This is a genomic window from Billgrantia gudaonensis, assembly GCF_900100195.1.
GTDB classification, from domain to species: Bacteria; Pseudomonadota; Gammaproteobacteria; order Pseudomonadales; family Halomonadaceae; genus Halomonas; species Halomonas gudaonensis.
Genome location: NZ_FNES01000004.1, coordinates 213811 through 237820 on the forward strand (window position 1 = coordinate 213811; position 24010 = coordinate 237820).

Genomic DNA, 24010 nt, shown 5'->3' on the forward strand with positions numbered 1-24010 from the left:
TCAGCCCCACCATCGCCAGACGTTGAGGCGCAACCAGTCGACCAGTTCCCGCGTCCAGATAGCGATCAGCCGCGCTTCGCCCATCTCGACCTTGCCGACGCCCTCCATGCCGGGGCGCAACGCCGGCGGCGACTCCTCGAGCCGTGCCTCGACGACGAAACGGTTGCTGCCCTCTCGCCGCCGTGTCTGAGGGGTGACTCGGGTGATTTCGAAGTCGATGGGCACGTCGGTCATTGCCGAAAGAACGAGTTCGCCCTGCTGCCCAGGTGCAATATCGCCGATTCGCGCTTCGTTCACTTCCAGCTCGATCCGATGGCCGCCTTGCGGCGCGACGCGAAACAGCTCCTCGCCTGCCTCGACCGCACTGCCCAAACGCTGCGTGAGGTCGCCGCCAACGACTACGCCGTCGTAGGGAGCGCGCAGATTGGCGCGCTCGAGCCGCGACTGGATCAGCTGCAGCTCGGCCTCGACCTGCTGGCGCTGCGCGTCGATCACATTGAGCGAGGCTCGCTCACCCTCGGCGCGCAGCTCCTGAGCCTCGCTCGCCAGCTTGGCAAGCTCGCTCTGTGCCTGGAGCTGCTGTAGGCGCAGGTCGCGGGTATCCATGATGGCCAGAAGGTCTCCCTGTTGCACTTCGTCGCCGGCACGCACGCGCGCCTCCTCGATGTAGCCCTGGAAGGGAGCCGCCACGACCCGCTGCACCTCGCTCTTCAGGACGGCATCGGCCGAGACATGCTCCGTCCCAGTGGCCAGGTAGGCGAAAGCCACGATGGCCACCAGCACCAGCGCCGACAACTTGTAGCCAAGATGTCCGGCCCCCAGCAGTCTGCCGCTCTGCTCGCCCAGCGCCGCCAGCATCTTGACCGGCAAGGGGCGATCATTGCGACGTTTCTCTTCCAATGCCCGCGTACACAGCGCCATCAGGCCCTGCAATGCCTCGACTTCCTCAGCATCGAAGGGACGCTCACGCTCGATGGTCACTGCGCCACGTGGCCTGCCCTCATCCAGGCAGGGTACGCTCAGGGCATGAGGCACGTCCGTCATCTCGCAAAGCGAACCATGAGCTCGATTGACAGGGGTCGAGACCTCGCGCTCCGTCGACGCGGATAGCGGCCACCACACGGGGCGCCGCTGATCGAGGGCTTCGTCCATGGCGGCCTCGGTGGCGCGGATGCGATTCATCTTGCGATTGAAGCGCGCACTGTGCGAGATCTGCCGCAGGCGAGTCCGGCTACCGCGTCGCCACCCAAGACTTACCCGCTCGGCATCCAACGCGATTGCCAACCGAGTGGTGAGCTGCATGGCCGCCGCATCGAAGCCAGGCTGCTCGAGCATCGATGCCAGCAAGGTGAGATGTTCGCCGAGTCGCGCATGGCGGGTGCGCATACGGGTCGCCTGCCCGACGAGAATATCGCGCTCGAGAGTGGCGACGGCATCCTCGAGATGCTGCATCAGGGGCATCAGATCATGCTCGTCCGGCGTGGCATTCGCGGCCCGAACTGCCGTGACACGAAACGCCACTGCGCCGACCAGGGCGTCATCCGACCTTTCGCCCGAGTCGCGAACCGGATAGCCGATGGCCACGCCACCCGACGCCAAGGGAGACACCAGCCCCCTGCCCGCCTCGCGAACCTGTCCGGCCAGGTCGAGCAAGGATACGCCGTCGGCGTTGGCCGGCCACAGCGCCACCGGCAACCAGCCCTCGGCCCGATGCCATAACACGATGCCTTCATCGAGTGACACCGCTGGGTGCGCATTGGTCAGGCGCTGGCCGCATCTGGACAGCCAGGCCTGAATATCGACGGTGGATTCCGACACCGAGTCCTGCGTAGCATCCAGGTGACCGGCACTGGCGGTCATGGCGACTCCTCGTCATCACTCAAGCGCTGCCAGTCGCGGGCCGCACACTCGCGACGCAGCGCCTCGAGGCGTCCATCGGCCGATGCCGAACCGCCCGCGCGGGTCTTGACCAGGCCCCATCCAAGGCTGGCACTCAAGGTGGCAAGCCACTCTTCTGGCATCTCCAGCCCACTTTGCTCGATCAGCTCATGGGCATCGGAGACATCCGCGGACGGCACCTCATCCTCGGCGGCCGGCGCCTCCTCCCCGGCCGATGACTCACCATCGACGGCGGGAGTCTCACTGGTTTCGGTCGCCTCGTTCGTGGGTTCTCCGCCGGTCGTGGCCGCCGTTCCACCCGCTGGAGGATTGTCCTGCAACAGGCGATCCAGACCGCTCACATCGGCAGCCACCTGAGAGGCAATGGTGCCGCGCAAGGAGCGTCCTTCACGCTGTTGCCATTCGGCAATCAGTGTCTGCATGCGCTGGATGCCCGAATCGGCCAACCCGGGAGCACCCCCCAGACCGCCATAGCGTTCGGCGTTGCCACCGCCAGCAGCACCCAGCAGCCACAGCGGGGCCTGCACGTCGTCGCCCTCTTCGTTGTTGGCGCTATCCTCGGCGTCCCGGCTGTAGAGCGATTCCTGAGAGGAGCGCAGCAGATCGAGACGGCCTTGCGCCAAGGTGACCAGCGACACGAAGCGTTCGGTCTCGGCGGGTGGCTCGATGGCAAAGCGGAAGCGGCCATAATCGCCGACCACGTAGTCTTCGCTGAAGTTGGCGGAGAAACCGTCACCGCCCGCACCGCCGATGGCGATGTCGCCACCGCGACCGGTGTAGATGGCATCGTCACCGCCTTCGAAGAGGCTGGTTGCGGCCACGGTCAGCATGCCGCTCATGCGGCTGATCTTGCCGAAATCGCCGAACAGGATGTCCTTGCCATCGCCACCTTCGAGCCGGTCGCCACCGGCACCGCCGAACAGCAGGTCGCGGTCATGACCACCCAAGAGGCGATCCGCTCCGCCGAGCGATGGATTGCCGGTCTCTACGACCACATAGCGTCCCTGAGCATCGCTTTGGATGCGACCGTCGTCGCCGATGGCGATGGATTCACCGCCGGAGTTGTCAGTCTCGTCGCTGCCCACACCGGCAATGACCTGGTCATCGCCCAGGCCCGTCTCGATATAGTCGCTCCCCCCTGTGGCGGCGCGCGTATCGAGGCTTTCGGCGAGCGAGCGCACGCCATCGACGGCAAGGATGCGCCCATTGTCGCCCAGCACGACGTTGTCGCCGGCGGTCAGTGCGATCTCGTCACCGCCGGTGCCGCCAATGACCCAATCGTCGCCGGCACCGCTCAGTATCACGTCACTGCCACCGATGGCAAAGCCCTGCGAAATGAACTCGCGGACTTGCCCTCTCTCGTCGACACGGACACGGGCATGATCCCCAGCGATGACATCGCGGCCGTTGCCACTGACGATCGTATCCCGACCGTCGCCCGCGATCACGAGGTTGCTGCCGTGTCCCGTCTCGACTCGATCATCGCCCCCGGCGCCGAGGTCGGTGGAGAGAGCTTCCCGCAGAGTTCCATCGGTGCGCCAAGCGAAACGCCCATGGTCAGCCAGCACCCAGCCATCCTGATCGCCCAGGGTGACGGTATCGTCGCCTGCACCGGCAATCACCACCGCCTCGCCGGCATTGGTCTCGATCCGGTCATCGCCTCCCTGATCGGGCGCTATCGAGGTGGCCTCGACGATCACGCCATCATCGGTCCAGCCCAGCTCGACGTTGTCGCCGAACAGGGCATGACGACTCGAATCGGCGGCATCCCGAACCCTGAGCTCGTCGTTGCCGGCACCGCCGACCCAGACCACATCGCCTCCGCCAACCGTCATGCTGTCATGACCGCCGGTGGCCGTAGCGATGCTGGCCAGGCGTTCGAGCACGCCCGAAGCGCTCCAGCGCAGCTCGGCATGATCACCGATGGCAACGGTACGGGTAGCATTCGGTCCGGCCGACAGCACGTCGTCGCCCTCGCCAGCGAGCATGACGCCATCACCGTCACCGCCGTTCAGCCGGTCGTTGCCTCCCGCTTCATGGGGCAAGGCGGTCAGCTCGCGAAGCACGCCATCGATCCAATGCAGTTCGGCCATGTCGCCGACCAGCACGTCCGTGCCGGCATCGTCGGCCTGAGCCTGCGCACGACCGTAGAGTGCATCGCTACCGCCGCCGCCTATTAGGATGTCGTCGCCACGACCGCCGGAGAGCGTATCGTCGCCCGCGGATGCGACATCGGCACTGCGCACGGCAACCACTCGCCGGCTGTCGAGCAGGCGAAGATCGGCCGCCCCCTCGCGCGATTCGAGCGCGATCTCGCCGTGATCGCCAAGCAGGATGTCTTCGCCGTCACCGCCGATCAGAGTGTCATCGCCGACGACCAGGCGATCGCCGGTGGGAAGTTCCACGTCGCCCGTCGACCGATGGAGAGACAGGACGGCCTCGGCCAGATCCAGGCGCACCGAGGTAGCGATGTCCACCCCTCCGTCACCATACAGGTGGTTGTTTCCTCCGGCGCTGGCATCGAGGGTATCGTCACCGCCGCCGCCGAACAGCTGGTCGTTGCCCGCGCCGCCGATCAAGGTGTCGTTACCGGCACCGCCGACCAGGGTGACGCCACCGATGGCCTCGGACGCATCCAGAGTGTTGTTGCCAAACTCCGTGAAGCGCTGCGACAACGCCGTGTTGTAGCCGCCTTCAGCGCTGTAGGGCTCGCCGCTGCGCGAGGTGTCGCCGAACACGACCAGCGGCATCTGGGCAGCGTAGCCGCCGGAAACCGCGATGGTGTCGCCGCCACGCTCGCCATGCTCGCTGCGGTTGCCTCCTCCGTGCACCACGGTGAGCGGCATCTCGCGAATCAGATCGACATCGAGCGGATCGACGAAGCCCAGTTCGTCAAGCGTAGCGGTGAGCACCAGTCCACGACCGTTCTCGACGAGATCGCGAATGGTGAACCGCTCGCCGTCGATGAGCACGCTGTCGCCACGGCGGAACCCGTGGTCGTACCAGCTTTCGGCATCCATCCTCTGCAGAACGCTCTCGCCTTCGTCCCAGGACTCGAGAGTCACTTCACCCTGGAAGCGAACCGGATCGGCGTCGATGGCCAGTTCGTCGTTGCCGCTGCCGAGGCGCAGGTCGACCACCTCGAAACCATGGTAGGTCACACCACGCTCCGTCACGACGGTGCCACCGTAGCCATCGTCCTGCTCGAGCGAACCTTCCTCCATGCCCAGGCCGGTCAGGGTCGTGGCCGTCAGTTCGCCCTCGAGATCGGCCACGCTGGCATCTCCATAGAAGATGACTTCGTCGGTGTCGGTCATCTCCACCTCACCGGTGACGATGCCGCGCGCCTCATCGCTCAATTCCCCGGCATCCTCGGTCGGCAGCATGATCGCGTCGGACAGCGAGCGGTCGGTGTCGCTGGTGCCGCCCTCTAGGATCAGCGGGCCACGGATGCGATCGAGGATGTGTTCCCGTGGAGCGAAGACCTTGTCGAACTCGCTGCCCTCGGCCGCCACGTAGTCGGGATCGTAGGCCAGCGTCACCTCGACCTTGTCGTACCAGTCGTCGGCGGTGAAGGTGACCGCAGGCGCCTGGACGCGGTTGACGGTCAAGCTGCCGACCGTCTCGTCGAAGACGTGATCGGCAGTGAGGTGCAGCTCGTCGCCATCCAGGTCGTTGACCTTGAACAAACCGCCCTGCCCATCGATGTCGAGCAGCATGCCCACACGAACGCCGAGCTCGCTCCACTCACCATCGTTCAACACCAGGCGCGAACCGGCATGTTCGGCAGACTTCACCGCCACCGCGAAGGCCTCGTCCTCGCCGAGCACTTCGTCGAGGAAGACCTCGCCCCCAATCTGGACGTCGGTATAGCCATCGCTGTTGACGTGAACGGTGACATCGCCATCGGGCGCCTTGGTGAGTCGCAAATGATAGCTGTCGGTCGTTCCATCGGCTCCCACTGTCGTGCCCTGGCCACTCTGCTCGATCACCAGACCGGCACTGTCGCCGTCGTACACGGCAACGCGGGCACTCCCCGGCTCCGCATCGTCATAGACCGAATCGCCGGCGTCGAGACTGCTGGCGATCTCGAAGTCGATCTGCGTGTCCAGGCGATTCTCGGTCTCGCCGTCGGCAACGGCGCTGACCAGTACGCTACGCAGCTCATCCCAGTCGTCCTCGGTGAAAGTGAAAGTCTCCTGATCGACCTCCAACTGATCCGTCGGGTAACTGAGCGTCACGGTGATCTCTTCACCCGGCTTCGGCGGCGTCGACAGCGAGAACTCGAAGCGCTGCGCCTGCCCGGTGGTGGCGTCACCCTCGATGAGGTCGAGCCGCTCGCCCGGCACGTCGAGGAAGATGTCCCCCTGGTCACGGTCGAACACCGTGATCATGGCATTGGCGATGGGCTGGCTCTCGATCGCGGCCAGCGCCTCCGGCGTCTCCTCGCCGTCGGGAGCCTGTACTCGCGCCATGTGACTGATCGTGACTTGGCGCGTGCCCTCGATGACGCCATCCTCGGGGGCCTGAACGTGAATCTCCTGCTTCTGCGTCCAGCCGTGCTCGGCGTCGTAGACGAAGTCCACGTTGAGGGCGCGCTGGAAATTCTCGCCATCCGCAGAGAGCAGCACCGTCGCCGGATCACCGTTGCCCACGCGACGCTGGGCGTTGAGGCGGTCCTGAGTGGAGGAAAGTGCCGCGGAGACCGTCAGACTGACCAGGGTACCGTCGGCGATGTCGTCACTCTCGGGGAGTGCCAGGTCGAGCCAGTAGCTGCCTGCGTCGCTGCCTTCCAGCAGGACGGTACCGTCGCCCTGATCGATGGATACGGCCCCCTGGTCGGGCGTCGCCACGCTGACCGGGACACCGCCACCCAGCAATGCGGCATAGGCCTCGTCATCGCTGAACAGACCATGGGTGATCAGGCTGCTGGTACCCTCGGCATCCTGACTGACCACACGGCCGGTCACGTCGCCGCCGATGATGAAGCTGTCGCTGCCCAGACCGCCGATCAATTCGGTGGTCACATCGAAGGCCGTGGAGAGCACGAAGAAGGTGTCGTCGCCTTCCAGCGCATCCACTTCCACCTTCTCGATGTTGGCGAAGCCGATGTTCAGCCCGGCACCGAAGACGCCGTCCTCGGTGATGACGAAGTTGTCGCCCACCTCGGTGCCCAGCACCGTCAGGGTGTTGTAGCCGCTGCCCCCGTCGATATCCACCGGCGCGTTGATGTTGTACTCGATGTTGTCGTCATCGGCACCACCGCGCACCTCGATGTCGCTCTCGGTGACGAAGGCGCGCACCACGAAGTTGTCGTTGCCCGCTTCGCCCTCCATGCGCAGCAGACCCTTGTTGCTGTAGACGACGAATTCGTCTTCGCCATCGCCGCCGTAGATCACCATCGACTCGCGGTTGCCGGTGCTCAGCCAGCCCTGGGTCACGCGATTGGTCTCGATGCGATCCTCTTCGCGCACGCCGGAGTTCTGGTAGACACCGTCTTCGAGCCGATCGGGGTCGCTGGGATTCTCGGCGAATACCTGCCCGACCTGAAAGCGATCGTCGCCGTCGCCACCGTCCAGCGTCATCAGCGTCGCGGTATCGTCGACGATGAAGGCATCGTCGCCGCCGTAGCCATTGATGCGAATCCGCGAGTTGAGCGAATCGTCGTAGTCGATGCGCTCCACGTCATCACCCATGACGCCGGTATCGACATTGCCATCGAGGCGAGCGATGAAGTTGCGACGAATCAGGAACAAGTCATCGAAGCCCTCTCCTTCGCCGCCGTCGACACCGCGGCCCTCGATCACCAGGTCGTCGGTTCCCCGATTCAACGGGCCGCTGTCACTGACCGTGATGCGGTAGTTGCCGTTGTCGTCTGCACCCGCCTGGTCGCGGGTGACGATCCGGTAGCGATCGCTGCCGGCCTCGCCATCCATGTAGAGCCGCGTCTCGCGGTCGTTGAGTTCGACGACTTCCAGGAAGTCGTCGCCTTCACCGCCCAGCAGATGCAGCTCGCCCTCGATCGATTCGGCGGCCAGGCCGAGGTCGTCGTCTCCGCCACCGCCATCGATGGCGATACGCGTCGCCACCATGGAGCCGGTGGCCGTCAAGGTATCGGAGTCGCCTTGGGTGCGAATGAAGATCTCGCCGGCTTCGGCGGCCAGCGTGCCGCCCAGTTCGAGCCTGTCGTCGCCACTGCCGGTGTGAATCCCGATATTGCTCGACTCGGCGGTGAGACTGCCGATCAACGTCAGGTCGTCGCGGCCCGCTCCGGAAAGGACGTTGATATCACCCGTCCGCGCAGTGAGCTGACCACCCAGCACCAGGTGATCGCTACCGTCACCGGTGAGAACGTCGATGTCGCCTGACTGGGCAATGCCTGCACCGTCCAGTTCCAGCGTATCGTCGCCGGTGCCGGTACGAATCTCGATGCCACGGTCTCGTGACTCGAGGCTGCCATCCAGCGTCAGCCGATTGTCGCCGTCGCCGGCATCGATGACGATCTCGTTCGCTTCGATGTCGGCTCCATCGACGACGGTGAACTTCTGCGCCTCGTCGCTCATGTCGACGCGGAAGCGATCGCCGGCTGTCCAGGAGCCCTGCAGCTCGCTGGTGGCCGTGACGTCGTCCAGGTTCGACGCATCGCCCACCGAGGAGGGAAGTTCGATCTCGGCGAGAATGTCGCGCCCCGCAAGGATCGTGACGTCGGCATCGTCGACGATCACGCCGTCGGCGGCATGGATGAGCAGATCCTCGGCAGCGTCGACCGTCGCCCCATTGGTGAAGGTGACGGTATCGCCGTTGTCGTTCGGCCCATGCGGGTTTTCCTTGGCGGTGAGGACGATGTTCCCGGTCTCGCTCGACATGTCCTCCTCGACGATCACCGGGCTGTTGGTGGTCAGCTCGATGTCACCGGCGGCATTCAGCCCGCTGGCGCTGACGCGCAGTTCGCCGCTGTTGTCGAAGAAAACGCTGCCCTCGGTGGAGCGGCCCTCCAGCTGGCCGATCTTGGCGGTGATGACGTCGTTCCGCTCACCGACATTGCCGGAGGCAATGAGATGTACGTTGGCCGACAGCAGGTTGAAGTCCTCGTCGGCCTCCAGCGCGTTGCGAATGGCGCCCAGGGCGGTGATGAAGGCCAGGTTGTTGCCGCTGGCGGTGCCGCCACCCGCCGACACGGTGCCCAGGCCCAGCGAATCGCTCAGTTCCGTGAGATAGAGCGAGTCGTTGCTGTCGATGTCCAGACGACCGCTGGTATCGGTGACCAGATCACGGTCGACGCTGCCCACGCCACCCACGGTGGTGACCAGCAACAGGTCGTGCGCGGTAACGTTGGACGCCAGCAGGTCGTCCTCGCCGTTGGTACCGAGAATCGACGAGAGCGCCGCCAACCGCACGTCGCCATCGGTCTGCACATGCCCCACCCGCAGGTCGTTGTCGGGCGAGTCGAGGCTGATGTCGCCGCCATGGGCCGTGGCGTCGACCCGCTCGCGCGCTTCGACTTCGAGGGCGTCGCCTGCGGCGAGGTCGCCGATGCCGCCAGCGGCGGTCAGGGTGATGGTGTCGGCCAGCACCTTGAGCAGGTCGTGGGCGAGGCCGTCGCGGATGTCGCCAGCGGAATCGAGTACCACGTCGCCACGCTCCGAGTAGAGCGACGCGACAGTGATATCCCGACCGTCGACGGTTTCCAGGTGAATGCTCTCCTGGGCCCGGGCCGTGATCAGGCCGTCGCCGTCGCTGCCCAGGCGCAGTTCGATCGGGTTGGCCCGAGTGCCGATGCCACCCGTGGCTGCCTCGAGAATGGCATCCGTCGCCTCGATGACCGCTCCGTCGGCCACGATGCCGCCACCCACCTTGATGCGCAGGTCGGCACCGGCACGAATATGGCTCAACACCAGGTCATCTTCCGAACCCAGGTAGAGCGCCTCGGCGGCATCCACGCTGATGCCGGACGACGCGTCGCGCTGCGCGACGTTCACGTCCTCGCGCTGGTCGATGACGATGTGCGTAAGGTCGACATCGTCACCGGCACCCAGGGGATCCAGCAATACCTTGCCGAGCTGGATGGACTGCCCCGTCTCGGCTTGAACGTCGGCCTCGGTGGACATGGCCAGTTCGCGCCCATCGATCGACTCGATGGTCAGATAGCGGCCGTTCTCGGTGTAATTGAGGGTTTCTTCGCCGTTGAGATAAAGGGTGTCGCCTATCTCGAAGCCGCTGTCGTTCCAGTCGCCATCGCCCGTGAAGGTGGCGATCAGGCGGTTGCCATCGTCGCCCAGACTTTCGACCCGAAAATCCACTTCGGTGTCGAGCAGGCCGCCCTCGATGTAGGTGATGTCGTTGCGCTCCGCAGCGGAGAGCATCACCCGCTGATCGTCGGTGAGGCCCTGGAAGGCGTTCTCGCCGCCATCCAGAGAAATGACCTCGTAGCCATCCACGGAGCCGACGCTGCCGGACTGGGTCACGATGGTGATCGCCCCACCGGCGTCGATGTTGGGCTCCTCGATCTCCACCTGAGTATCGGTGGTCTCCTTGAGCAGTCCCTCGCCCACCAGGCTCAGCAGCTGCTTCTCCGTCCAGACCTTGATGTTGCCGATGGTGTCTTCGCGTTCCTCATCGCTCAGCTCGACGACGTGATCCTGGCGGTACACATCGGTCTCACCGGCATAATTGTCGTGCAACTCGTGATAGCGTTCGGTACGTGTCGTTTCGAGGGTTTCGATTTCCTCCTCGCCCATCCCTTGTTCCGCATAGGCAGTGCGCCGTGACTCGCTAAAGCGGAAGCTGGTGTCGGGGTCGTAAGCCACCCAACGCCGATAGGTCACCTCCGCTCCATCGCTCAGCGCCAGTTCATCGCGCTTGATGACATGGCCGCCATTGCTGGCCAATACCTCCAGCGCCGCAGCCAGGTCGGCATCTCCAAGGTCGTCGAGATCCAGCGTGTCCACCGATTCCAGTGCATCGCGAGCCAGCGTCTGGTAGCTCGCATGCCCGGTATACAAACGATGTTCCGCACCCTCGTCTCCGCTCGGCGCCAGGTCGGCAGCCCGAACGAGTTCGCCGTCTTCGTCGAGCACGACCAGCACGGCATGCTCGCCAACTTCTCGGAACTGGTAGCGCTGACCGTGCTCCAACTCGCCGAGACGGTCATCGGACTGATCGAGGCGAACTCGCCAATACTCTTCATATTCACCGGTACGGCGATTCTCCTTGCGCTCGATGGCCTCTTCCTGGCGCGTGCCATCGGTCAGCGACAATGCCGCCCAGACACCATCCTTGAGCTCTTCGTAGGTCCGCTCGTCGCGCTCGGCGGTGGCATTGACGTCGAGCAGATCCCCGGTGGTCACGTGCACCGTGACATCGCCGGCGGTTTCGATGCTGTCGACGCGCAGATGGCCGTCGATTTCCTCGATGAAGACATCGCCGCCACCTTGGCCATTGTCGATGACCAGCACGTCGTTGGCGCGCTGCACCTCGGTGGCGCTGGCGTCGCGATGGCTGGTGTCCAGGCGCAGGCGTTGTTCCTGGCTGCCGATGTCGCTGCCGGCGCTGAGGGTGATCGCCTGGCCGGCAACCAGCGAGTCGTCGTCATCGCCCTGCAGCGAACGAACCACCGAGAGTTCGACGTCGCCGCGATTGGCCACGACCTGATCGATGGTCAGCGAACCATTGCCGTGGAGCAGAATGTCGCCGCTGTCACTGGTGGCGCTCAAGGAGCCGCGGAAGTCCGTATCGTCGGCAGGATCGAGCATCTCGACCACCACCGGCGACGGCTCGTCGGCCGACACGTGCCCGATGCCGCTAGCGGCATCCAGATCGATTTCGGCACCGCTCACCGATGGCGTATCGTCGGCACCGTTGACGATGCGCCCCTGGGTGCTCTCCAGCGTCACGCTGCCCGTAGCGCCGGCGGCCACATCGCCGTCCAGGACGATGTCGCCCACGGAACTGACCGTGATGCTGCCCTGTTCGCGGCCGAAGAAGTCGATGCCGACGGCGTTGTCCGCCGCGATGTCGTGGGTGTGACGAATCGACTCGATGGTCCGGCTGGTGAGCTCCAGCTCGTAGGTCTTCTTGCCGTACCAGGTGGAGTCCACCTCTTCGAGGCCGGAGGTGTAGTAATAGCCTTCGTCGACGTACTCGTCGTCGCTCAGCTTGATGGCTTGTTTTCGAACGTCCTCGTCATCGCTGTCCGGGTCGCCAACGTAGCGTACCCCATCGCCGCCATCGTCGGGAAAGTCGTCTTCGTCGGTGGTCTCGCTGCGGTACTGGTAATCGTTCTGGTCGTCATCCCCCAGGTAGATATAACCCTTGTCGCTCTCTCCTTCGGGCAGCAACTTCTTGGAGAGGGTTTGGGTTGACGACTCGTAGTCGTCCGGCGGATCCGACGCCAGGGCGTCGATGCCTGCCCACTCCGACGTACTGATGACGTATTTCTTGCGGGTTTCCTCGACCTGCAGTACCTCGAAGGCATAGCGGGTATTGGCCTTGGGCAGGAACTCCAGATCCAGCGTGTCTCCGTCGTCGTTGATGGCCTCGTTGCCGAGCATCTGACTCAGGGTATAGATCGACTCGCTGCCATCCTGCTCGACCCGGAAGTTACCGTCCTCTTGGCGGGAGACTTCCAGCTTGCTGATGACGTCCCCCGAATCGCGGTAGCGATCGATCAGCGTAAGGCTGCCGTCACCGGGGTTCTCCACGTTGAGATCCGCCAGCGAGAGGGCATAGGCAGTCTGATTGTCGACGTCGATCGAGCCGTAACCGGCCATGACGTCGATTTCCCCCGTGCCCGTGTTGATCAGCCGCCCGTCGATGGTGACATCGCCGCCTCCCACCACGGCATCGGTGAGCTCGATCTGCAGGGTTTCCGGATTGAAGCCGATATCCAGGCCGCTGCGCTGGGAGGCATCCTTGAGCCGGAAGGCGCTGGATTCGCCCCGGGCCAGGTTGCGACGGATGATATCGGCATCGTCGCTGGTGATGGTCACGTCGAAATGATCGACGCCGCTCTCGATGCGTCCGTTGAGGTTGATCAGATCCGCTTCGATGTTGATGGTGCGCGCCACGGTGAGATCGCCGCGCGACATGTCCTCCAGCGCCTCGAACATCTCGTCGGTGCGATCGTTCTCCTCGATGCGCTCGTTGATCTTCTCGAAGAAGTCCGCCAGCCAGTCAGGCATGTCGGACGTGTCGAAGGTTTCCATGCCGGCCGGTGCCGTCCAGCCTTCGGTGAACTCCCGAATGGTCTTGTAGGGCAGTTCGCCCAGGGTATGGCGGCTCGCGCCACTGATCTCGATGGTGTCTTCCGCCGCCAGATCCAGGCTGCCCAGCACCATGGAGGCGCCATCGCCATCGAGGATCGACTCGGCGTCGTTGTCCAGCACGAAGTCCTTGCCGGCCAGAATCAGCGCATCGGCCAGCGGCGCATAGACGTTGCCCTGAATCTTGACGCTGGACATCACCGCATCGCGATCGAACGCGTCGATGACCAGCTCGAACCCCTCGCCGACGCCCAGCGCCTCGCGAATCTCGGCCTCGTGTTCCGAATCGGGCACGTTGGCATAGGTATTGACGATGGTGACGGTGGGCGTTGGGTTGGCGTCCGGGTCGCCGGAGTAGCCGAAGTTCGGGGCCTGGCCGGCCGACGTGGCGATATTGGCCTCGACGATGGTGTCATCGGAAGCCATCTCCACGCCGTTGAAGTAGAGTCCGCCCAGAGTCTCGGGAATGGTGATGTCGTTGACCACGATCCAGCCCGGCGTCTTGTTGACGACGGTAACGTTGGAGCCCTTGGGCGAGACCAAGTCGCCGCTGCCGACCAGGTGATCGGCCCGCACGTCGATGCGCCCTGCGGTGGCGTCGATATCGTCGAGCACGATTTCGACGATGTCGGGATTGAGCAGGACGGTCTCCCCGTCGACCTCTTCGGCCAGCCCTTGGTCGATCAGCCTCTGTTCGAGACGCTCGACCTCGGCACGGAATTCCTCGATCACGCGGTCGGACCCGACGCCCAGGTAGTTCTCGAGACGATCCTTGGCCTCCTTCAGGTCATCGAAGAGCTCCGTATCGACGCCGCCGATGCGCAGGCTAAAGCCGATGTCATCGAAGCCGTCGACGGCTTCGAACAGCTCATCAAGCGGCAGGTTGCCCTCGTCGATCTCATCGAGCGATACCCCATCGGCAAGATCGATCACCAGCCGCTGGTTGCGGTCCAGCCCCGTCTCCAGGTGGCCGTCGACGGTCACGCTCCCGGTCGACTCGGCATCCGCCGTGCCGCCGGTATTCTCGGTACCGCCGCCGCCCAGGGCGGCATCGATGGCACCCGCCGCGGCATTCACCCAGTTGACCGCCTTGGCCCGGGCCAGCATGGCGGCGCCGTCGAAGTCTTCCGCCAGCAGATTGATGTCGCCACGGGTCAACACCTCCGAATCGGCATCCACATGGATGCGATTGTCTCGATGCAGGGTGGCCGTCGCATCGACGTCATCGATCGGCAGCGCACTGGTCGAGAAGGTGTCGACCGTGGCTACCACACGGTATTCGTCGCTGATCTGGCTGCTGTTGCGCCCGGCCATCAGCCAGGCGGTGTCCAGCGCCGTGACGCTGGCGCCGTTGAGTTGCACCTGGTTGAGGGGTGAAATACTGGCGCTCGAGGTGCCCACACTGACCGACACCCCGGCATAGGAATCGATGTAGATGACCGCCGCCAGGTTGGCCTGGGTATTGGCTGCCAGGTAGAGATCGCCGTGAGCGGTGACGTTGCTGCCGTCGCCAACGGAGACCGTTGCCGTGACGGCATCGGCATCGATCTCGGTATTCATGCCACCGCCGCTGAGCAGGCCACCGGCGATCAGGCTGCCCTGATCGCGCACGTCGATGTCGTTGAAGGCGCGCAGGTTGATATCGCCGCTGCCGGTGTCCGTCCGCGCGGTGAGGGTAGCATCTTCCCCCACCTCGACGCGGGTGGTGGTTTCGACGGTCATCAGCGTGCCGGCACCGCCGCCCGCGGCCAGGCCGTAGACCTCGCCATCGCTGTTGTAGTCGCCGGCGCCGGCCACCGCCGTCTTCAGCACGTTGGAGGTGGCCTTGGCGCTGATGGCGCCGGCATCCAGATCAGCGCCAGCGCCGATCGTCACCTGCGTATCCGGCGACAGGAAGTAATCCGCGTTGGCACCAGCACCGGCGATCACCCCGCCGGCCACGGCACGCAGAGTACCGTCGACGTCCAGGGTCTGGGTCGCCGTCAGCGTCAGGGTGGCATCGCTGGCGAAGACGTTGAGGCGTGCCTCGTCACCCACCTCGGTAAGTACGCTGCCATCGCTGACGAGTTCCACTTCCACCCCGGCGCCGGCGCCCAGGCCGCCGGCAATGGCCTCGGTGTGCAGGCGCGAGACTTGTTCGGTCAAGGCTACGACGGACACCGGGGAGCCGGAAGCGTCATTGGCCGCCTCGGCGCCAAAGACCTCGACCTCGGCACCATCATCGACACGCGCCTCGGTCTCGGTACGCTGATCGAGGCTGGCCAGGGCCATGCCCACGGCCACCCCGCCGCCGGCATAGCTGCCGAGATCACCAACCAGGCGGCTCGCCTGGCTAGCCTCGACGCTGAGCCGGACCGTCGGCGCGGGCAGGTCGTCCACGGTCAGCGAATCGGCCGGATCGTCGGGAACGTCCCAATCGCCCCAAAGGTCATCGTCGGCATAGGTGTCATCGCTGAGCCGATCCTGCAACGCCTTCAGGCGCTGTTGCTGATAGGCCGGCAGGGCCATCAGCGTCACGGACGCGGAGGCCCCGATGGTGGCGATGGCACGGGTGGTATCGGTGAGCCTCAGGAAAGAGGCATCCACGCCCAGCACGGCACCACTGATGCCGGTTGCCTCGGCGTGAACGGTATCGCCATTGCCGCCGTCGGGCCGCTTGAGTGAAGCCTCGACACGCAACTGCTCTGCGGTCAGCGAAAGCCCCTCGGCATTGCCATCCGGGGTGCCCAGCCAGGCCTCGATATCGGCAGCCAGGGTGACGTAGGAGCCGGAAACGCCGACGGCACCGCCACCGGCGGAGACGCCAAACACTTCGGCACTGATCTCCGGGGTCTGATAGGCTTCGATGGCCACGCTGCCCGCCAGGGTGCTGCTGCCCTTGGCGAGATAAGCCGTGACGGCGTTGTCGAGCGTGACCTCCATGTCGACGCCGGCACCCCCGGCCGCGCCGGCGCCGACCGCCACGGCCAGCACATCGATGGTGTCGTCGGAGGACGCCGATACCGTGACTTCGTCGACGATGGCATCGAGATTCTGATCATCGTCGACTGCATGCCTGTCTCCCAGGGTCGCACCCTGGCCGATATGGGCCTCGGTGCCGCCGGTCACCTCGACGATGGCCACCGACAAGCCGACGGCGATCTGTCCCACGGCACCACCGGCCGCTTCGAGCGAGTAGTCGCGATCGGCGTTGGCCAGCACCGACAGCGTCTCGGCCTGGGTGACGGACACGCCATCCCGATTGCCCGTTTCGCCTTCCAAATAGGCCAACTGCTCGCTGCTGTCGAGAAGAGTGGCGGATTGACCGGCGACCGAATATTTCAGCGACGCGGTACCGCCATAGGATTCCAGGGAAGCATCGCCGTCGTAACCGGCATCGACGCTGATGTCGCCGCCGGCTTCCAGCGTGCTGCCGGCGCCAACGCTGGCGGTCACCGCCCCCTTCTGCTCCAGCACCGAAAGCGATGCCCCCACCGAAGCGACCAGGCTGGCTCCTCCGGCCCCGGTCAGGGTGGACGAGTCCAGCGTCTCGTCGGCCTCGACGGTGATGTCTCCGCCGGCTTCCAGGGTGACGTCGCGCCCCACGGTGGCCGCCGTATCGCCCACGGTCTGGCCGTCGGCGTCTTGCTCGGGTAGTGCCACATCGAAGCTGAGCCGGGTCAGGGCATCATTGTTGCGCTGGCGGTTGGCCTGGGTATCTCCCCCGGGATTGTCGGGCTCGTCGTAATTCTCTTCGAACTCGGCCTGCTCGTCTTCGTCGAGCTCGTCTTCAGGCTCGGACACGTCATCGTCCTGCCCCGGCATGGCAAAATCGCCACTGTTGCCGAAAGCGTCGCCGAGTAGCGAATCGAGTTCCTCGATCTCTTCCTGGTTTGCCTCGGTGAGCCCGGACCCCAGGCTGATCACCGAAATCGAGCCGTTAAAGGCGGCACCGGCACCGAGACCGAAGGCAATGACCGTGGAATTGATGGTGCGCGTGAGCTCGGCATCGACGGTGATGTCGCCATCCGCTTCCACGCGGGTACCGTTTCCGATGGTGGCGGCGGTATTCTCGCGCAGCACCATCACGTCCACCGAGGCCCCGGCTCCGACGAAACCCGCCGTGGCGGACCCCACCGCCTGGGCATAGTCGCCCGCGCTGTCGCGTGGATTCATGCGCGTCTGGGTCACCGCCGCGATATCGACGTCGTTGCCGGCATCCAGCGCGCTGGCACGGCCGGCATCCGAGGCGCCGACATGGGCGGTCGTCTCGGCATTGGAGGTCATCACCGACACCGAACCGGCGATGGCCGCACTGCCGATGGACGCTGTCGCCACGGTAATGCCGGTTTGCAGTTTCTGCTCGGCATTGACGGCGATATCCCGGCCGGCCGTCAACTGGCTGCCCAGTACCTCGGCCTCGGCGACCGGGTCCAGGAGCCCAACTGCCACCGAAGCCCCCGCCGCGACGCTGCCGACGCTGACCGCGCCGACCACGAAACGGGCTTCGACCTCGTTGCCGGCATCGATACGAATATCGTTGCCCGCTTCGAGTCGCGCATCTTCTGCATAGGCATGGGTCGCGAGATCGAGCTTGACGGCACCCGCCGAACCGGCGGCCCCCACGGCACCGCCGCCGACGCCAACGACCACGCTGGTCAGATCCAGATCGGCCTGGGCCTCGATGATGACGTCGCCATCGGCTGAGACATCGACGACATCCTCATCGCCCTGCCCCCGCACATAGGCCGTCGTCTGGTGGCTCATCAGCGACGTATCGACCCCGGCAACCAGTGAGGCGCCGCCGCTGATGTTGGCGGAACCACCGCCACTGTCGCCTACGCTGCGGTGCAGAGCACGCACCACTGCATCGGCATCGCTGTTCACTGCTGCGCGGTCGACGTAGGCCCGAGTCGAGCCAGCGATGCCATCGACGGTGACGTTGGCGGCCAAGCCACCGCCCACGGAGCCCGCCACCGAGACGGCGAAGCTGTCAAAGCTGGCTTGGCTGGTGGCCAGCACCGCCACACCGCTGCGCGAGGCATCCTCGAAGCCGGCGTCGCCGTTCTTGCGCACCGTCATGGCATCGCCGTTGCCGCGTGCCGTCACGCTGGCGCCACCGCCTACCCAGGCTGCGGTATGGGTATCCATGAGGTTGACGCCGACGCTGCCGCCCACCGCAGCGATGCCCACGGAGACGGTGCCCACCACGATCAGGTTACGATCCTGACTGTCGGCGTGCACGCGCACGTTACCGTCGGCGGTAACGCTGCCACCGTCGATGAAGGCATCGACCTGGTTACCGACCAGGGCGCTCACGGCGTTGGCCGCCGCTGAACCAAAGGTGCCGTAGCTGACGCCGGCGACCACGGTCAGGCCGCTGGTGGCCGCATTCGCGTCGATCAGCACGTCGCCTTCGGACTGCGTCTCGAGAGAGGCGTCGGTCGCTCCCGCCCGGACGGTATTGGCGATGTCGTTGTAGGCCACGGTCAGACCGGCGGCCGCTCCCTTGACCGCCACCGAGACCTGGCCGGCAGCGGAGAGAATGGTACTGGTGTCATTGGCCTCGATGGCGATATCGCCGTTGGTGGCCGTCAAGGAGGCATCGTCGACCTCGGCCTCGACGAGCTTGCGGGTGAAGTTGAGCGAGGTGGAGCCGGCGATGGCCGCGAAGCCCGCGACCGAGGCGCCAAGCACGTAGCTGGAGATCGCCGAATCGGAGGTCGCCTCGATGCCGATCGACTGCGCGGTCACCTCGGCACCATCTTCGATGCGCGCCGAGACTCGGTTCGTCTCGTCGTCACCGCTGTCGCCGGGGTTGCCGCCGACGTAGTTGTAGGACATGTAGCCGGAGAGCGCGAAGGCCCCAGCCGCGCCCACCGCCACGGTGAAGGAGCTCATGCCGATGTCGTCGCGGGCGGCCACCGTCACCGCCCCTTGCATCGCTTCGACGGTGGCCCCCTCGATCGACGCCTCGGCAGTGCTGCGCAGCCAGTTCAGCGACAGGGCGCCGGCCACTGCCGCCTTGCCCGCCCCGGAACCGCTCAGCGCGAAGCTGAAGATCTGATCGTCCGCCTCGGTGGGCGACGGTGCGCTGAGCTCGTCGTCACCGGTATCGACATCTTCCGGCGACCGAACGTCTTCGTCGTCCACGTCACCGTCCTGGGTCAGGTCGTCGTTGCTGATGATCGAATCGCTATGCAGGCGACGCAGCTCGGCCTCGACGGACACGTCGCCATGAGTCGCCGTCACGCTGGTATCGGCGCCGGAAATCCGGGCGATGACCGAGGAGTTCAGGTCCGTGGTGGCGGAAGCGCCCGCGATGGCCGCAGCCCCGGCACCGCTGGCGGCCCCGGCCACGTTGATGCTGATCGGCGCCACGTCGGCGAGCACCGACACACTGCTCCCGTGGACGTCCGCACCGCCCTCGATCAGCGCCTTGACGTCATGCTTGACGAAGTTGATGCCGATGGAGCCGGCCAGGGCCACCTTGCCGGCCCCGGCACCGCCCGCGGTAAGGTTGAACAGCGTGCTTTCGGCGCTGGCGGTGACGCTCACGTCGCCAGAGCCGTCGTCATCCGCATCGGCCGTCACCGTCGCCCCATCGATGACTGCCGCCACTTCGCCGGGGTTGGCCCCGGTGGGTTCACTGTCCACGGTCCGCATGTCCTGCGAGGTATCGGTTCCGTCGTCGGACTGCAGGCTGCGCGAGGGATTGGATGGGTCGCCACCGATGTAGTTGAAAGCGATGGCGGCGCCACCGGCCAGCTTGCCGGCACCCGCCACTCCGAAGGCGAAGTTGAGTAGCTGACTGCGGTCACGAGCCGCGACGCTGACGTCGTTGTCCGCTTCGATGACGCTGTCGCTGCCCTCGATCTCGGCACGCACCGAGGTGCGCAGCCAGTTGAGACCCACCGCGCCGGCCCCGGCCGCCGAACCGCCGCCGGCCCCGGCGATGCTGACGTTGATGATGCCGGCACTCATGTCGAGCTTGCCGGTATCGCGCTCGGCGATGTCGGAATCGTCCTCGCCGTCGGCAGGTTCGGTACCGTAGGAAGCCAGGTCGACGTCGAGTCCCACCGCAGCGAAGTCGAACTCGTCGAAGGCCTGGTCGTCGGCCAGGCCGGCGAATACTCTGACGTCTTCTCCCGCCGTCAGATCGCTGTCGGCCACGCTGGCCAGGATGGCGTTGTCGAGCTGGGTCGTGCTGGAAGAGAGCCCGCCAGCCACCTTGCCGGCCCCAGCGGCCCCCAACGACACCACCACCAGGCGCGAGGCATCCACCGCCTGCACGGTGATGCCGCCACCAGCCGTGATATCGGCGCCGCCGAACACCTGGGCTCGGGTCTCGCCGCTCACCACGGCAACGGTCACCGCCCCGGCCAGTCCTACCTTGCCGGCCCCGGCACCGCCCAGCGCCACGGCCACTACCAGGGTGTCGCCACGGGCGTCGAGCAGCACGTCGCCAGCGGCATCGATCGTGCCACCTTCGATTTCGGCCACGCGATCGTTGCCCAGCACGTTGACGCTGACGCTGCCGGCCAGCGCTGCCTTGCCGGCGCCGGCTGCCGCACCGGTGATTGAGATCACCTGGGCCGTATCGTCGACGGCCACTGCCAGACCGCCGCTGTCGTCGCGGTCGGCGTCCTCCACGACCTCGACGTCGGCATCCTCGACCCGCGCGGTCAGGCCGTTGGCGAGCAGGTTGGCCGCCACGCTGCCGGAGCCGGCCACCTTGTTGCTGGCGCCCACGCCGATCGCGAAGCTGCGGATCAGGCCGGTCGCCTCGGCAAGCACCGAGACCTGCTCGGCGCCGCGCAGCGATCCACCCTCGACCGCTGCCGTGGTGTCATTGGCCACGGAGTTGACACCGATGCCGGCCCCGAAGCCGGCGCTAGAGCCGACTCCCACGGCGCCGGCCAGACTCCAGATACTGGCCCGATCGCGGGCGATCACACTGACGTCGGCTTCACTGGCCGACGAGTCAGAGAGGTCGAAGTGGGCCTGATCGAGGCGCGCCGTGGTCGTATTCTCGACGATGTTGACGCCCACCGAACCGGCCAGACCGAAGCCCTTGCCACCGGTGGCCACCCCAGCGGAGCCGGCCAGGGAAACCACCAGCGCATCGCTGTCGGCCAGCACCTCGACACTCTCGACCGCGAGACGACTAGCGGCCGCGGCAATCTCGCTCACCTCGGCGTTGACCTCATGGGACAGGTAGCTCACTGCCGCGGAGCCGCCCACCCCGGCATTGCCGCCAGCCGCCACGCCACCGGCGATCAGCACCGTGTTGGCGGCATCGCGCGCGCTCACGCCCAGCACCCCCATCTCGCCGGCATCCAGGCGCAGCAGGCGTGCATCCACCGTACGCTGGGACACCAGGGCACTCGCCGAACCGGCCACCCCCGCGCCCTTGGCGCCGGTCGCCACGGCCACGGCGGCGGAAGCCAGCACGCTCCAGCCATCGCGCACGGCATTGATGGCCAGATCGCCGCTGGTCCAGTCATCGATGTCGGCCACTTCCGCCAGGGTCTCGCCATCCTGAATGGCGATGGCAGCAGCGCCGGCCACGGCCACCGACTTGCCGGAGCCCTTGGAAACGGCAGCGCCGCCGGAAAGCAGCCCCAGGTGGGTGCTGTCGTTGGCCGCCACGCTGACATCGCCCTCGGCGTCGAAGGCCTCCAGACCGCGAATCGCTGCCACCGTCACGTCATTGCCGACGTGCACCAGTGCCGAGCCGGACAGCCCCACCCCCGTGCTGGACTGCTGACTGCCACCGCTGCCACCGCCCTGGCCGAGCTTGCCCTGCAGTTCGGCGATGACGTCGTCGTACTTGGCCTGATTGTTGGGCCACTTGCCAGGATCGTCTTCCCCGGAACCACTTCCGCCACTACTGCCACCACTATCCTGCGGCGCCTGGGTCTTGCTGCCGGCCACGCTACCCGCAATGGCCACATCGACGATGACACCGCCGTTGTCGGCCGACACCTCGACGTTGCCGCCTACCGCGAGGCTGCCCAGCGGCGATGCGTTCTCGTCGGCGCTGCCGATCCAGGCACGGGTATCGCGCTCGACCACGCTGACGCCGGCCGAGGCCCCCACGGCGGCCTGACCGGAACTCGAGAAGCTGCCGGTGAGATTGATGACGTAGCTGTCGTCGTTGGCGCTCACCCGCAGCGCCGGGCTATCGGCGTCATCGGAGTCGACGTGACCATTGCCCACTTTGATGGCACCGTCGTTGCCGATGCCGGCATGAGTCTGGTTGTCCACCACGTTGGCGATGGCCGAGGCGTTGAAGGCGACCTTCAGCGCCTTGCCGCCCGACGCACCGATGCCCAGCACCAGACCGCCATTGTCGGCTCGGACATCGAGGCTATCGGCGAGCAACGTCACGCCGGACTCGATCTCGGCGTTGGCCTTGCTGCCAAGCACGTTGGCGGTGAACCCGGCGCCGATCGCCACTCCGTCGGACTCGGTGCCCACCGACGGCTTCTGGACCAGCGATTTCTGCCACTTGCGCGCGTTGAGGTCGTTGCCCCCTCCCAGACCCGGCAGGTTGAGATTGCCCACCGCGTTGAAGAGGTCGTTGACGCTCTCGGCGGTAACGGACACCGCTTGGCCGTCTTGCGGATCCAGGCCATCGGCGATCGACGCCGCGCCGTCGACGTTGAGCCGCGCGCCGTCTCGAATGCGCGCATCGCTATGCTGATCGAGCACGAAGACGTTGGCCGCGGCAGCGAGTGCCAGCTTCTCGCCATTGGCCGTGGCCTGGGTCCAGCTGTCGAAACTGCCCTTGAGCCCGAAGGTGGAGCCGAGATAGCCGCCAACCGTGGCTATCAGAGCCGGGATCTGCTGCTCCAGCGGCGTGCCCAGTTTTTCCCAGCGATCCGTATCGCCAAAATCCTCGGCGGAAAGATCGATGGTGGTATCGTCATCGCCAGTGAACTCGTAGACGTTGCCGGCATCGCCGCCGGCCGAGTGGTCGTCGGCCACCAGCACGGACTCGCCCTTGTCGAGCGTGACCTCTCCGTTATCACTCTGGTAGGTGGCATTCGCCTCACCGTCGACCATGTCCTCGATCTGACTGACGAGATTGGCGCCGAATAGGCTGCCCGGATCGATCTCGTTGAGGCTCTGGGCATCGACGTCGATCGTCTCGCCGGCATCCAGGTCGACGTTGCCTTCGATGGTGGCCGTGGCACCGTTGTCGAGAATGCCCACGCTGGCAGCACCGGAAATGGCGACCTTGGCGGTCTGGTCCTCTTTCTCCGTGCCGTTTTCCGTCTGCTTCTTGTCCTTGGCGCTGCCGTCTGCGGTGCCGCTGGTGCCGGTCTTGCTGGCGATCTTGTTCTTGACCCGATCGGACAATGGATTGCTCTTGCTGTCCGGGCCGGCCACGCCATCCTTGGCCGCCGAACCCGAGGCGCTCACGCTGGGTCGATGCTGGCTGAGGGCGGTGACCTCGACGCTCCCGCCCGCCTCGATGTCGCTACGCGTGGCGACCAGCTCGCCATCACGATTGCGGTCCTCGTCGAGACCGAGACGCGCCTCGGCCACGTTGCTGTCGACCAGCACGGCCACGGCCGCCGCCAGGTCGAGCGACTCGCCGTCGCCCCCGGAAAGCTTGTCCTTCAGCGACGAAACCTTGAGCTTGTCGCCCACGCTGCCGGCCCAGCTCTTCAACTTATCCTTGACCGGGTCGAACACCACCAGTGGGGATTTCGCGGTACTCTTGCCGGTACTCTTGGCGGTCTTCTCCGCACCATCCAGCAAGCCGCTTCCCTGGACCTCGGCCGTCCCTGCCGAGGCGGTCACGCCATTGCCGGACGTCGGCAAGGCAAAGAACTGAGTGCCGGAAATGCCTTCGCGCT

At 65.8% G+C, this 24010-nt stretch carries 2 protein-coding genes (1 of these 2 cut by a window edge); both read right to left on the reverse strand.

All coding sequences use genetic code 11. The annotated features are described in order from the left end of the window. Complete coding sequence (locus BLP96_RS06815) at window positions 1-1860, reverse strand: GAF domain-containing protein (RefSeq protein WP_089684430.1); 1860 nt, start codon at window positions 1858-1860, stop codon at window positions 1-3. Beyond that, window positions 1857-24010, reverse strand: partial view of an LEPR-XLL domain-containing protein gene (locus BLP96_RS06820; protein ID WP_089684432.1) — the 3' portion only. 4471 nt of this gene lie beyond the right edge of the window; only the last 22154 of its 26625 coding nucleotides appear in the window; its start codon lies beyond the right edge, outside the window; the stop codon is at window positions 1857-1859. The genes BLP96_RS06815 and BLP96_RS06820 overlap by 4 nt, the downstream gene beginning before the upstream one ends.

Excerpts from the sequence above, each read along its gene's own strand:
- BLP96_RS06815 (WP_089684430.1), bottom strand. The coding sequence starts at position 1,860 with ATGACCGCCAGTGCCGGTCACCTGGATGCTACGCAGGACTCGGTGTCG.